Raw genomic sequence first — 12753 nt, forward strand, 5'->3', positions numbered from 1 at the left:
CTACTTAACTAAGTTTACTATAAACTTCGTTTATTGACCATATTAATTGGTCATTTTTAGTAGCTTTTTAGGGGCAAATTGATAGAGATTTTTTAATACAAAAAAAACATCTCCGTACAAAACCCATGCAGGTTTCGCGCCACCAAAAATACAAATTTTGAGCACCCTAAAGCTATACAAAATCTACCCGCGTAATATCGCTGGCAACTACGCCTCTGAGAGTAGCAAGAATTTCCCCAGTAATCGGGATAGTAATTAAAGCTCCGTCAACACCTTGGGTTACTCTCACTTGAGGAAAAGTTAGACCCCTCGACAGTGTAATTAAATCTTCACTGTCTTGAAAATCTAAAATCACATCGGCTCCGCCACCTGATTCCAATACAAAGCGATCGCGCCCCGCACCACCAATTAAAAAATCGTTGCCCAACTCGCCGGAAACCAAATCATTTCCGTCGCCGCCCTCCAAATAATCGTTATCTCTGCCGCCGTACAAGAAATCGTCGCCATCACCACCGGTGATGCTGTCATTACCTCGATTGCCTCTGAGAGTATCGTTACCGCCGTTGCCGATAACTGTATCCTCTCCGGGGCCGCCGGTAGCAGTATTGTTCCGAGCGTCTCCTGATAAATAATTCGGTTGTAAGGGAGCTAAACCGTACTGCATTTGTCTGATTAACTGCACAAAAGAAAATTCTGGTGCTGTTCTCAAACTCTCTGCACCGCCTCTGGTTCTGATGGCGACTGACACATTGGGCAGGGCGAAATTCATCGCAGCGATAAACTCGTTAAAATCTGAGTCGTTGTTATAAGCAAATTCGGGACTGTTTAATTGTTCTACGGAAATTTGCCTCTGCAAAAAACCCACGGGCGGAGTAGTTAACAAATTTTCAGTTCGATGTTTTGCCAAAACAGTTAAGGGATTAATACTCGGATCGGTAAAACTTTGGATAAATACTTTACCCGGAATAAATGCTTCCCCAAACAAGCTGACTACATCTCCGCTGACAATGTAGTGAGTGACATTTTTGTTGCCTGCCCTGCTGAGATTTCTCCGAAAACTGGTGAATGTAGTCGCTGATACTCCCGGAGAGTTGAAAGTAAAGATATCGCCGGTCAGAGATGTGTATTGGCTTGCTACAATTTGAGCGACTGCTCCGCCCCAACTGTGCCCGATGACATCGGGCAATAATTGGTTGGGGTTTTTACCAGTATTTTGACCGATTTCTGTGAGCCAGTTTTGGATATTATCTTTGTTCTTTTCAAATTCAGGTAAACCAATGTCCCGCGAGTCTGAAAAGATAGCGTCGCCGTCGATGAAATCTGTACCTTTAAATACGAGGGCGGGCGGGTTTTCGGGATTGGATGAACCGAACCCGATCGCATAAAAGTTTGTTTCTGGGTCGTCGAATATGCGATCGATATAGTAGCCATTAGTATCTAGGAAACTGGAAACTTCATTTTGCGCGTTAGGTTTTTGATTCAAAAAAACAATTGACTTAGCCAGAGCTTCATAAACAGCAGGCGAGGCACTCATAATATTAGATTTTCTGTTAGTTGGTATTTGCGATCGCTCTCTTCTTGAGCTAATTGTCCAATGGCAGCCATTATAGCTGACAAGATTTGTATGGTACACTTGATAATATCAACTCAAGAATTAAGTTTTTGCGGTTATGGGTATTATTCGTCAATACATTGCTCCATTGATAGCGGTATTAGTATTTTTCGCGGCTCTGGTAGCAGTCAGTGCTCGCATCTTTTTGCCGGGTGACATGGCTGCCCCGGCACCGATTGAGGAAGCGATCCCCCAAAAGCAAGCGACAGTAGTGAATCCAATTTTCTTGGGGCTAAATTATTCCGCTTTGCGTGTCCGGTGAGCTGATGTCTGCTCAATTAATACCGGGCTACGCGCTGCGCTCAGGATCTGGAGTCGATCGGGCAAAACTGGTAAAGTTTATGCACCGGACATATCGAGAGCTTTACCCGTATGGGGAATTGGGACATTTGGCTCAAACTGTCGAGCAGTATTTTTCTAACCAGACGCCGGTTTGGTGGGTAGAGTGCCAGAAAAACAGCCAGGAAGAGGCAGAAATTTTGCCGGTGCTTCCCTCGCAGCATCTCAATCCCCAATCTCAAGTCCAAAATCTCCACTCGGTTGTGGGATGTTTGTGGTTGGGAAATGCGATCGACCAAACCACCGGAGAACGCTACGCTCACATTTTTTTGCTGTACGTAGCACCGGAACATCGCCGTCTGGGGCTCGGTGCAGCTTTAGTTATTCATGCTGAAAATTGGGCGCGCGAAAGGGGCGATCGGCAAATTGGTTTGCAAGTATTTCTGAGCAATCAGCCGGCGGTGAATCTCTATCAAAAATTAGGCTATCAAAGTCATTCCGTCTCGATGCTCAAGTCTCTTTAAAAAATAAAAGGTACTGTTTGTAGTAAAGACTAAGAGTCCTAATACTGAAATAAGCTAAAAACTTGGTGACTTTAGGGGAAATTAAGTCTTGACTACGAACTTTAAGGAAGACTGAAGTCCTCACTATGAACCATATGAGGCCTTCAGCCCTCCCTCGGGATACTTTTATTGGTATTATCCTAGTTGCTGTTGACCGTTGTCTGAGTTGCTCAGGAGCATCCTCAGTACGGTAAAGTTTTTTTATGAACAATAACGACTACTCCAACGCCCTTGATACTGACACGGAACTGGAAAGCCCTTTGGATCAATTTGACGACTCCCAACCCCCGCTGCCAGATCCCGAGGAAATGCTGCCTTTGCTGGAATCCCCGGAACCTCAGCACCGGATGATTGCGGCGCGGGCTTTTTGCGAACTGCAGGACGATCGAGCAATTTCGCATTTAATTAATTTATTGAGAGACGGTTGCCCCTTGGTGCGGGTAAGCGCGGCCTATGCTTTGGGGCGAAATCCGAGTCCCGATGCTGTGGAACCGCTGATTCTTCAGCTTAACCGCGACTGGAACGGTTACGTTCGCAAAGGGGTAGTTTGGGCCTTGGGAAATTGCAGGGACCACCGCGCTTTGCCATCTTTAATTGATGCTCTGAAAACTGATATTTCGGCGGTGCGTTTGTGGGCGGCGAGTTCTCTGGGTCAAATGGCAAAAGTTGGTTACTATGTGGTGATTGCTGCGATTCCGCCGTTGATTGAAGCGCTGCGGGGAGATTCTGTGTCTGCTGTGCGAAGTAATTCCGCTTGGGCGATCGGGCAACTGGCCCGCGAATTGCCGAATAATATAGTGTACGCTGGGGCGATCGACGGTCTGATTGAAGCTTTAGAAGAAGATGAAGATATGGGCGTGCGGGAAGATGCTAAATCTTCGCTCTTGCGAGTCGGCGACCCGCGCGGATTGCAGATTATTGAAGATTTAGAAATGGAAGGACTTTTGTGATCTCCTTACCGCACTTAAACACCACATACTAATTCCCACTTATCAATTTCATCAATCCCAAGACAGAATTTGGTTTCAAAAAAATCTTTGCTTCGCCCCAGAGCAAAGACATTTTGATTAGCTTCCTCAATGCTATGCTCTATGATGCACAGCCAACCATTGAAGACTTAGAAATTATTGACCCTTACGCCGCGCCGAGCGTTACTGGATTAAAAGACACTTACCTGGATGTTAAAGCCAAAATTACAGGCAACAAAACTGTGATTATCGAAATGCAGGTAATAAATGTAGAAGCTTTTACAAAACGGGTACTGTACAATGCGGCCAAAACCTACGCAACTCAACTCAGGCCCAGGGAAGGATACTCGAAATTAAATCCTCTCATTGCTTTAACAATTACAGATTTTATTCTGTTTGAAAATACAGAAAAATTTCTCACCCATTTTGTATTTAAAGAACTCCAAGAAAACTTCGAGTATTATAACCGAGAAATCGAATTAGTGTTTGTCGAACTGCCCAAGTTTAACCAAAAACTGGAACAAGTCGAAAACATAATTCAAAGCTGGATTTATTTTATCAAAAATGCTCCTTTATTCGATGAAATTCCGGAAAAATTTGCATCAATGCCCGAAATTCAAACAGCTTTTTCCATCGCCAGCAGAACTAATTTAACCCTTAAGGAATTAGAGGAATTAGAAAAGCGGGAAATGTTTTTTGAAGACCAACGCGGTGCTGTTATTAAGGGGATGCAAGAAGGTCGCAAAGAAGGCATAATTGAGGGGCAAACAGCATTAATCCTGCGTCTACTCGTGCGGCGCACTGGTGAAATTGCGCCGGAAATTCAAACTCGCATCCAACAGTTATCTCTCGAACAATTAGAGGATTTAGGAGAAATCTTGTTAGATTTTACCAGTCAAGAGGATTTGATAGCTTGGCTGGAATCCGTGTCAGTATGAATTTATAAATTTTTCACTTCTGATACTAAATCCGGCTTTAATACCCTCTTCATTCTTTATTCGCCGCAGGCGGACTGTGTTTGTGTAATAGTGGTTTCAACCGCCGAGTTTCTAATCTAATAAGTCGGGTTCCCGACGCACTATCATGTCATAAAGCGGTTGAAAGCTAAACCATCCCATGCGGTGAGACCCTACTTGTTGCTGTGTCAAACGCGCACATTCTGGCTTGATGAGAATTGGTTTTCCCGCAGCTTCGGCCATTAACTGCGCTTGACAAGAACGTTCCATTGCAATAAACCACCAAGCCGCTTCATCTACTGTTTGACCTACTGTTAACAGTCCGTGATTTTGTAAAATAATCGCTTTTTTCTCACCTAAAGTTTTGGCGATGCGTTTAGCTTCTTCGATTTCCAAAACAACTCCGGTGTAATCGTCAAATAAAGCTTGGTCTTCATAAAAAGAACAAGCATCTTGCGTCAGCGGGTCAAGCAGGCGGCCCAAACTCGACCAACTTTTGCCGTAGGGAGAATGAGCGTGGGCTGCTGCGATTACGTCGGGGCGGGCGCTGTGCACTTGGGAATGAATGGCAAGTGCTGCTTCGTTTACGGGTTTATTTCCTTCAACAACTTCGCCTTTGTGGTTGACTAAAATTAGGTCGCTGACTCGAATTAAACTAAAGTGCATTCCAAAAGAATTGACCCAGAAATGGTCTAGGTGTTCGGGGTCGCGGACGGTGATGTGTCCGGCAATTCCTTCGCTGAATCCGAAGCGGGCAAATAATCGAAATGCGGCGGCTAAACGCTGTTTGCGGTGGCGGCGTTCTTCTTCAATTGAGTTGAATGTTGGGGGTTGAATGGTGACTTTGGGGATTTTTATTGCAACCATATATTTTATTAGTGAAAAGACAGGAGGCAGAGCCTCCGAATCGGCATTCCCAGTCTCTGACTGGGAACGAGATAAATTTTGAATTGGGAAATTTGAATTGGGAACTGTGGGGTCGGCATCTTGCCTGCCCTACTACACTGCGATTTCACTCAGGCGCAAACCTGCGATGTTTTTGCAGTCGAAAGTGGCGTTATTGCCGGGGTGGCGCTCGATTAATTCGATAATTTGTCCGGCGGGGTTTTGCAGAAACCACTGAGTTAATGAGCCGTAATCTAAAGCTCGATCGGACATGGGTTTGAAGTTTTTATTTTGCCATATTGTAGCAGCATTCTGCACGTTTTCGACTCGAATCGCGACGTGGTGAACTGCTGCTAATCCTCTTTCTTCCTGGAAACGGTTTTTTTGGTCGCCGGCTGCGTGGGGGGCATCCAATACTACTAAGCCGCCCGCTGGCATTAATAAGGTCATTAAATGCAGCCACAAGTCGGAGGGAACATTAATGTTTTCCGCACAAAAGTTAATCGGGAACAAGTCTGGGCCTTCAACTGTTTTGGCGCCGAAGGGGTAAAAAGATTTGGCGTAGTTTTCGAGTTCGGTGCGGCTAGGGAATGTGAGGACAAAGTGGTCGATCGCAACTTGTTCGTCGTACAGGTGTGTTTCAAACGTCCAGGTTGTTAAAAATTCGGCAGTGATAAATTTGGGGTTGAGTTCCAGCAAGCCATTTTTTTCGATGAAAGGTGAGTCAAGATGGCTGTCAAGGTTGCGATCGAACTTTAGGGTTTTTAGATTCAAGTTTTTCATGGATCTCACCCGATGTTGAAGGACGCAAAACTGCGAATTGTGTCTGCAAGCTGAAGTTGACTCACATTTAGTGCGCCTTAATTCAAAAATAACACAAAATTTAATACAAGCAAGCCGATCGCGCGATCGTAACTCCCAAACCTTTACACAGCAAATATTCCCCAATCTAAAATCTAAAATCTAAAATCGGATGGTTTGCCGATCGCCAAACCGGCCAACCACGCCGTAGTCCAAGCACTTTGGAAGTTGAAACCGCCCGTCACACCGTCGATATCCAAGATTTCGCCAGCAAAAAAAAGTCCGGGACAGCGGCGGCTTTCCATTGTCTTGAAATCGACTTCTTTGAGGTTGACACCGCCGCAGGTGACGAACTCTTCTTTAAATGCGCCTTTTCCTGCAATCTGATATTCGCCTTGAACGAGTTCTTGCAGGAGACGATCGAGGATTTTGTTAGATAAGTCTGCCCAGCGTTTTTGCTCATCAATGCCGATCGAACTTGTCAAGCGTTCCCAGAGGCGGCGCGGCACCGGAAACGGACAGCTAGAGACAATCAATCGGTGGGACAACTGCGACTTAACCGCTAGCAGTTGCTGCCGCAAAACTTCCGCATTGTACTGGGGAAGCCAATTAATCAGCACAGATGTTTTATAATGGCGATCGTGCAAAAATCTCGCACCCCAAGCCGAAAGTTTGAGTACAGCAGGCCCGCTTAAACCCCAGTGAGTAATTAGCAAAGGCCCGCTTTGTTCTAATTTAGCTCCCGGCAATTTCACCTTAGCATTAGGAACAGAAATTCCCGCTAAATCTTTGATTCGGCTGTCGGAAATATTAAAAGTAAATAGAGAAGGAACGGGCAGTTCTACAGTATTACCTAACTCTTTTGCCCACTTGTAACCCGACGGATTGCTGCCTGTAGCGAGAAGAATGCGATCGCACTTAAAACTCTCCCCCGACTTCAACTCAATTTCAAACCTAGGGGCGGTATCCCCTTGTTCACCCTCTGCGTTATTCCCGGTTAATTTCCTTACAGAAACTACTGCATCGCCGGTGCGAATTTTCACGCCTGCATCCTCAGCAGCGCGGATCAAACAGTTAACAATTGTCGCCGAATCGTCTGTGATCGGAAACATTCGCCCGTCTTCTTCGGTTTTCAACTTCACGCCGTGACCGGCAAACCATTCTACAGTATCGCGCGGTTGAAATCGAGTAAAAGCACCGCGCAGAGCTTTTCCACCTCTGGGGTAATTCTGCACTAAAATACCGGGGTCAAAACAAGCGTGAGTAACGTTGCAGCGCCCGCCGCCAGAGATGCGAACTTTTGCCAGGAGTTGCCTGCCAGCTTCTAGTAAAGTGACGCGGGCCTGCGGGTAGGTTTTGGCACAGGTAATTGCACTAAAAAAACCAGCAGCACCGCCGCCAATGACTGTAATTTTGAGGATTCGATCGGACAAATTTTTTCTCGCTTATTCTGGTTCAAAATCGGATTTTGCCGCCCCGCAAGTGGGACAAACCCAATCGTCGGGGATATCTTCAAAGGCAGTACCGGGCTCTATGCCTCCGTCGGGGTCGCCTTCTGCTGGATCGTAGACGTAATTGCAAACTGTACAAACGTATTTTTGCATTTGCTTAACTCAATTTTATATTGTAAGCGTATAGATTGTACTTGATAACGAAACTTAGTGCAATACCACTTTCAAAAAGTAATGCGACTTTCGGCAATTCCTAACTTATTAAAAATCAAGTTTTTCAAAATTATCAAATCTAAAATTTAATTAAGTCTTGCACAAATCTAAAATCTAAAATCTAAAATCTAAAATCGTAAAAGCCTCTAGAACTTGGGTTCTAGAGGCTGCATTCTATCTTTTATTAGTTAACCGCGATCGGGAAACTAGACTTTCGCTAAAGGCTTTGTCCAAACGCCGTTTTCATCTTCTTCGTACTGCTGGTGAATGGCATTCCAAGCGGTGTGTTCGGCTTGTATCGAGTCGTTGCTTTCATCAAATGCGGCGTTGTAGGATTCCATAAAGGTTTTTTGAGCTGCTTCCGACAGGTGCGATCGCACTTCTGGAGATAAGTCTGCCGGACTGTTGCAGCGACCTTTGACGGCGCGCGGCAGCGTCATTTCGCTAACTGAAACTTCTTCGCCACCTGCACTTTCTAGCAAGAGTTGAAATTCGCCCGATTTATCTGCCGGAACTTCTGCCATCACGAGAAATTCGCCTGCTTCAACGCGGGTTTGATAGATAGTTGCTTTGTCTTCGGGCATTCCCAAAGCGACCAAAGCGGAAACTAGACCCGCACCGGCCGAACCTGCGATCGCGCCACTAGCTGCACCCAACAGTACCGCACCCAGCGGGCCCGCCGAGACTACTGCACCGACAAAGGGAATAAACAGCACCCCGACGCCAGTTAGCAAACCCAAAAAAGAACCGAATAAGGAACCAAAAATCGCCCCGCTTCGCAGACCGCCTAAAATTACATCTTTTTTAGTAATAAAGCCGGCAATTTTAGTTTTAGACTGAAAGTTTTTTCCCATGACTGAGATGTGGTCGCGAGAAACTCCGCGATCGAGCAACCGCCGAATTACGCCGTCTAATTGTTCTTCTTCCTTAAATACGGCTGAAACTGTGCGTTCGGCTAGGTATTCCTCTGTCATTTTTCCTCCTTGATGGTTTTTCGATTAGTTGTGCTGTTTTTCAGTATATGAGGACACCGGAGGGCGATCGCATCGACCGTGAGATAGAGGTAGATGAATGGGAGATAGTTTGAGGCTCTATCAAAAGAGTTAAGGGATTTTTTAACGAGGGATTACTCCTCTATTACACATAGTTATTTAGCTCTCATATAACCTTACAAATCTTCTCATTATATTTTATTGTAACGGTTTAATTTTTATTGTTTGTTCAGATTGCTCGGACTCACAATCAGCCTTTTTTCCTGCTATATCCGCGTCAATTTTGTCTTGATTCGCCTAAGAGTAGGCTAGTAAACCATAAATTTGTATTGGCGATAAAGTCAAGTGCGGTTTTTCATCCATGATTTGTTCTGGAGTGAGCGCAGCATTAAAATCAATAGCAATATTTTTTACGGTAATTCGGGTTTTTGCGAGGCGCTGGTGGCTGCCGCAAGTTTCCGGCCTGCTGACAATTAGCGTTCCAATATCAACGGTAGTTGTCATATTTACCTAGATTGAGTTAACTTTATTCTATTGTAACCCAGCTTCATTTCTACCCGATCGCATTTATCAAGGTTAATCAATGCCATTAGCACCCCTGTTTCCTGTCGTTCATCCCATCCTCAAATCTGCTTTTCCCAGATGTCTGTGGACTGGAGATATCAACAGCCGAGAGATCGCCCTCACATTTGACGACGGGCCGCACCGTCAGCACACACCTCAACTGTTAAAAATTTTAGATAAATACGACATCAAAGCTAGTTTTTTCTGGCTAGGTTTTTGTGTGGACAGGCATCCAGAAACGGCTAAAGAAGTGTACGATCGCGGACACTGGATCTGCCTCCACGGCTATCAGCATATATCGTTTCCAAAACTAAAAACCCACGAACTCAAACAAAGTTTAGAAGACACGCAGAAAGCAATTGCCAAAGCTTGCGATTTAGACCCACAATTAATCCTGGACGTGCGGCCACCCAACGGCATTTTTACGCCGCGAACATTAGAGTTATTGCAACAGTGGGAATATCGCCCTGTAATGTGGAGTGTCGTCCCGGAAGATTGGGTGCGACCGGGGGTGAGGAAAGTTATTAGTCGCATCGTGCAGCAAACTGAAAACGGATCAATTATTGTACTGCACGACGGCTATTGCGGCGGTGAAGATGTTGCAGCTTCGGCGGATAAAATAATTCCATTGCTTTTGTACAAAGGTTACAAATTTGTGACAGTCGATAGACTGTGGGAACAGACCAACATTCAAATAACAGGAAATTAAGTTAATGAAAAAAAGACAGTTTATTGCATCTCTTTGTTTGGTAAGTGCCGGATGGGCGATCGAGCTTTCTCCTGCTTCCCTAAGTGCGGAAACTCCACTTGTAGTGCAGCAGCCAGCCCCTGGCGTATCTGCGCCTGCCCCCAACTCAAAAACCCCGCACGTGGAACTGCTAAATCCGGGAGTGGAACCACGACAAGAACTGCGTTTAAAACCAGCTATCGATGTCAAAGAAACAACTGTTATGACCGTAAAAATGGATATGGAAATATCCGCATCGGGTCGGTCTTCGCCTGCAGATCAAATTCCAGCATCGGTGATGACTTTCGAGACAAAAGTCACTAAAATTGATCCCAACGGCGATATTCACTACGAGTTTGCTTATACTAACTCAGATATCGCCGGCGATACTGGAAATATGCCGCCAGCCGCCCGAGATGCCATGCGTTCCGCACTCAAAAACATGGTGGGAGTGAAAGGCTCTTTCATCATGGACAATCGCGGTTTTCATAAAGGAGGGGACATTATTTTACCCGAAGGAGCTGACAACAACGTCAAACAAATGGTTGGACAAATGTCTAACTCTCTAGAACAACTAGCCTCGCCGCTGCCTGCTGAAGCCGTGGGAAAAGGAGCTAAATGGCGGGTTTCTTCTGCCTCTGATTTCAGTGGTATTAATGTGAATGAGATTACTACCTATGAATTGGCTAGCTGGCAAGATGGAGTAGCTTCTATGAATGTAAGTATAGAGCAGCAAGCAAACCCCCAAAATATTACCTCTCCCCTACTGCCTGCTGGAACTACCTTAACCCTAAAATCTTTTAGTTCTCAGGGTCGAGGACAACTTACAGGGCGCTTGGATAGATTAAATCCTTTTCGCTCTACTGTGTCTATTAGTTCAAATAGCGAAATGAGTGCTAAAAATGCTGGCAGTTCAGAAGAATCCACAATCACAACAAAAATGACGATGGAGATGACTTTAGAGTCGAAATAAGCTTTATTATACAAGTCTAAAAATTAGGGTCATGGCATTGCCATGTCCTTAGTTGTCGGTAAATTTTTAATAACTGGTATTAAATGGGGTTAATATACCTGATATTATATAAAGTTTCCGAAAGTTTCGATCGCCAATTTGTAAGTAGAGGAGTCTGTTATATGATTCGATCGCACAGATGGCAAGCTATCATCGGTTTAGTGGTAGCCCTAGGGATAATCATCGGGAATTTAATGTTTCCGGGCCTGAATGTAGCGCCGGCATTTGCTCAAGCCAGATTTAAGGATGTTAACGAGCATTGGGCGCAAGCTTGCATAGAGGAGTTAGCACAGAAAAAAATCATTAGTGGCTACTACGAAGACGGCACTTTTCGCCCGAATCGCCCCGTCAGTCGCGCTGAGTTTGCGGCGATGGTTCGCATGGCTTTTCCCGATGCCAAAACCGTCCGCGCTCCGATCGACTTTGCAGATATTCCTACAAATTACTGGGGTTTTAAAGCAATTCGAGAAGCTTATCAGACGGGTTTTATGTCTGGATACAGTGGCAGTATCTTTAACCCAACTTTGAATATTACCCGCTGGCAGGCTTTGGTAGCTTTAACCAGCGGCTTGAAATATACACCTACGGGTTCGGCGGCTGAGATTTTGGATGCGACTTTTGAGGATGCGCCACAAATTCCCGAACTGGCAAGAAATGCGATCGCCGCCGCCACAGAAAAACAACTTGTGGTCAATTATCCTGCTGTTAAACAGCTAGAACCTACTAGGAATGCTACTCGCGCCGAAGTCGCAACTTTTTTCTGTCAGGCGATCGCCAAACCCGGCCAAACTGCCTTAGTTCCTGCCCAATATATCGCCCAAGTTCCGGCGAATATCGGTCCGCCGAGGACAACAGAAATCTCGGAAGCGGGGAAAGTTCGGGCGGAAGTTTCTTTCATAAAAGAAGCAGAAAATGCAAAAAATCTCCGCATCAGAATTATCCGCAACGGTAAAACTTTATTAGAAGAACCAGTGCTCATTCCAACTCGTTCTTTAGTAGATAACCCCGACCAAAGGGCGAACGAAGAAATATCAGAAGGACGTTTTTTATCGCTACTAATCCGTGATTTAGACGGCGACAAGGAACCGGAAGTGCTGGCCGATTTAGTCTCAATCAAAAGCGGCGTCCGCTGCTGCAATTATTCGTTTATTTACCGCTACGACTCGGCAGCTAACAAATACACTCATATCAAGCATTTCTGGGGCAATGTAAGTTACGAAATAGTCGATTTTGGCAAAAATGATATCCCAGAGTTTAAGAGTCAGGACGGCAGATTTTCCGAGGCTTTTACAAACTACGCTGATTCTCGCTTTCCGCTGCAAATTTGGCAGTACCGCCAAGGTAAAATGCAAGATGTTAGCAAACAGTATCCGGTGGAAGTATACACAAATTCTGCTGAGCTTTGGCTGGAATCTAACAAGCGTCTGAGTGAAAATGGGGAGGTGAAAGGGGTTTTGGCGGCCTTCATGGCGAACAAGTATGTCATGGGCCAGGAGGCGGAAGGTTGGCAGTTGTTGGAGAGAGTTTATCAAGGGCGCGATCGCACTCAATTCTTTGGGAAGTTGCGGGAGTTTTTGGTAAGTACGGGTTATGCCAGTAAGTAGATTTGCAGGTTTTTAACCGCAGATTTAAGACGCTTAACGCCGATAGTGTTTGTAGGGGCGGATTTGGTATCTAGATTAGTTGTTCCCTCTTTTGTATTTAACGCTAAACCCGCCCCTATAAGTTTT

General features: G+C 45.3%; 13 protein-coding genes. 6 read left to right on the forward strand and 7 right to left on the reverse strand.

From position 1 onward, the window contains the following. Window positions 1-172: 172 nt before the first annotated feature. Window positions 173-1534 (reverse strand): calcium-binding protein, encoded by a 1362-nt coding sequence (locus QUA33_RS02575; protein WP_333146221.1) that lies wholly within the window; start codon window positions 1532-1534, stop codon window positions 173-175. Window positions 1535-1878: 344 nt separating this feature from the next. On the opposite strand from QUA33_RS02575, the gene QUA33_RS02585 reads away from it, so the two are divergent. From QUA33_RS02585 to QUA33_RS02595, 3 genes are all read left to right on the forward strand, one after another. Continuing rightward, complete coding sequence (locus tag QUA33_RS02585; protein ID WP_333146224.1) at window positions 1879-2415, forward strand: GNAT family N-acetyltransferase; 537 nt, start codon at window positions 1879-1881, stop codon at window positions 2413-2415. A gap of 242 nt (window positions 2416-2657) precedes the next feature. Further along, the gene (locus QUA33_RS02590) at window positions 2658-3404 is read left to right on the forward strand and encodes a HEAT repeat domain-containing protein (protein ID WP_333146227.1); all 747 of its coding nucleotides are present in this window, start codon (window positions 2658-2660) and stop codon (window positions 3402-3404) included. A gap of 41 nt (window positions 3405-3445) precedes the next feature. After that, a complete protein-coding gene (locus QUA33_RS02595) occupies window positions 3446-4360 on the forward strand; it encodes an Rpn family recombination-promoting nuclease/putative transposase (RefSeq protein WP_333182744.1) in 915 nt (304 codons plus the stop codon). 111 nt (window positions 4361-4471) lie between these two features. Here the strand turns inward: QUA33_RS02595 and QUA33_RS02600 are convergent, their stop codons facing one another. The 6 genes from QUA33_RS02600 to QUA33_RS02625 form a co-directional block, all read right to left on the reverse strand. Further along, window positions 4472-5245, reverse strand: a complete 774-nt coding sequence (locus QUA33_RS02600; protein ID WP_333146229.1) for a class II aldolase/adducin family protein — start codon at window positions 5243-5245, stop codon at window positions 4472-4474. Between the two features lie 132 nt (window positions 5246-5377). Further along, the gene (locus tag QUA33_RS02605) at window positions 5378-6046 is read right to left on the reverse strand and encodes a hypothetical protein (protein ID WP_333146231.1); all 669 of its coding nucleotides are present in this window, start codon (window positions 6044-6046) and stop codon (window positions 5378-5380) included. A 173-nt stretch (window positions 6047-6219) separates the two neighbouring features. Continuing rightward, window positions 6220-7497 (reverse strand): NAD(P)/FAD-dependent oxidoreductase, encoded by a 1278-nt coding sequence (locus QUA33_RS02610; RefSeq protein ID WP_333146233.1) that lies wholly within the window; start codon window positions 7495-7497, stop codon window positions 6220-6222. A gap of 12 nt (window positions 7498-7509) precedes the next feature. Then, window positions 7510-7668, reverse strand: a complete 159-nt coding sequence (rd, locus tag QUA33_RS02615) for a rubredoxin (RefSeq protein WP_333059225.1) — start codon at window positions 7666-7668, stop codon at window positions 7510-7512. Between the two features lie 266 nt (window positions 7669-7934). Next, window positions 7935-8702: a ChaB family protein gene (locus tag QUA33_RS02620; RefSeq protein WP_333135748.1), complete on the reverse strand. Its 768-nt coding sequence runs from the start codon at window positions 8700-8702 to the stop codon at window positions 7935-7937. A 315-nt stretch (window positions 8703-9017) separates the two neighbouring features. Then, entirely contained in the window at window positions 9018-9224 is a 207-nt protein-coding gene (locus QUA33_RS02625) for a DUF433 domain-containing protein (RefSeq protein ID WP_333146235.1), read from the reverse strand. Window positions 9225-9303: 79 nt separating this feature from the next. On the opposite strand from QUA33_RS02625, the gene QUA33_RS02630 reads away from it, so the two are divergent. The 3 genes from QUA33_RS02630 (at window position 9304) to QUA33_RS02640 (ending at window position 12627) form a co-directional block, all read left to right on the forward strand. After that, window positions 9304-9993 (forward strand): polysaccharide deacetylase family protein, encoded by a 690-nt coding sequence (locus QUA33_RS02630; RefSeq protein ID WP_333146237.1) that lies wholly within the window; start codon window positions 9304-9306, stop codon window positions 9991-9993. 4 nt (window positions 9994-9997) lie between these two features. Further along, entirely contained in the window at window positions 9998-10984 is a 987-nt protein-coding gene (locus QUA33_RS02635) for a DUF6263 family protein (protein WP_333146238.1), read from the forward strand. 161 nt (window positions 10985-11145) lie between these two features. Next, window positions 11146-12627 carry an S-layer homology domain-containing protein gene (locus QUA33_RS02640; protein WP_333146240.1) on the forward strand — a complete coding sequence of 494 codons (1482 nt, stop codon included), beginning with the start codon at window positions 11146-11148 and terminating at the stop codon, window positions 12625-12627. Window positions 12628-12753 lie beyond the last annotated feature (126 nt).

This window comes from Microcoleus sp. Pol14D4, from assembly GCF_036701245.1.
Taxonomy (GTDB): Bacteria; Cyanobacteriota; Cyanobacteriia; order Cyanobacteriales; family Microcoleaceae; genus Microcoleus.

Bases quoted from the DNA above. Each gene is read 5' to 3' on its own strand.
- QUA33_RS02575 (WP_333146221.1), bottom strand. From the start codon at position 1,534: ATGAGTGCCTCGCCTGCTGTTTATGAAGCTCTGGCTAAGTCAATTGTT.
- QUA33_RS02585 (WP_333146224.1), top strand. From the start codon at position 1,879: ATGTCTGCTCAATTAATACCGGGCTACGCGCTGCGCTCAGGATCTGGA.
- QUA33_RS02590 (WP_333146227.1), top strand. From the start codon at position 2,658: ATGAACAATAACGACTACTCCAACGCCCTTGATACTGACACGGAACTG.
- QUA33_RS02600 (WP_333146229.1), bottom strand. From the start codon at position 5,245: ATGGTTGCAATAAAAATCCCCAAAGTCACCATTCAACCCCCAACATTC.
- QUA33_RS02605 (WP_333146231.1), bottom strand. From the start codon at position 6,046: ATGAAAAACTTGAATCTAAAAACCCTAAAGTTCGATCGCAACCTTGAC.
- rd (WP_333059225.1), bottom strand. From the start codon at position 7,668: ATGCAAAAATACGTTTGTACAGTTTGCAATTACGTCTACGATCCAGCA.
- QUA33_RS02620 (WP_333135748.1), bottom strand. From the start codon at position 8,702: ATGACAGAGGAATACCTAGCCGAACGCACAGTTTCAGCCGTATTTAAG.
- QUA33_RS02625 (WP_333146235.1), bottom strand. From the start codon at position 9,224: ATGACAACTACCGTTGATATTGGAACGCTAATTGTCAGCAGGCCGGAA.
- QUA33_RS02630 (WP_333146237.1), top strand. From the start codon at position 9,304: ATGCCATTAGCACCCCTGTTTCCTGTCGTTCATCCCATCCTCAAATCT.
- QUA33_RS02635 (WP_333146238.1), top strand. From the start codon at position 9,998: ATGAAAAAAAGACAGTTTATTGCATCTCTTTGTTTGGTAAGTGCCGGA.
- QUA33_RS02640 (WP_333146240.1), top strand. From the start codon at position 11,146: ATGATTCGATCGCACAGATGGCAAGCTATCATCGGTTTAGTGGTAGCC.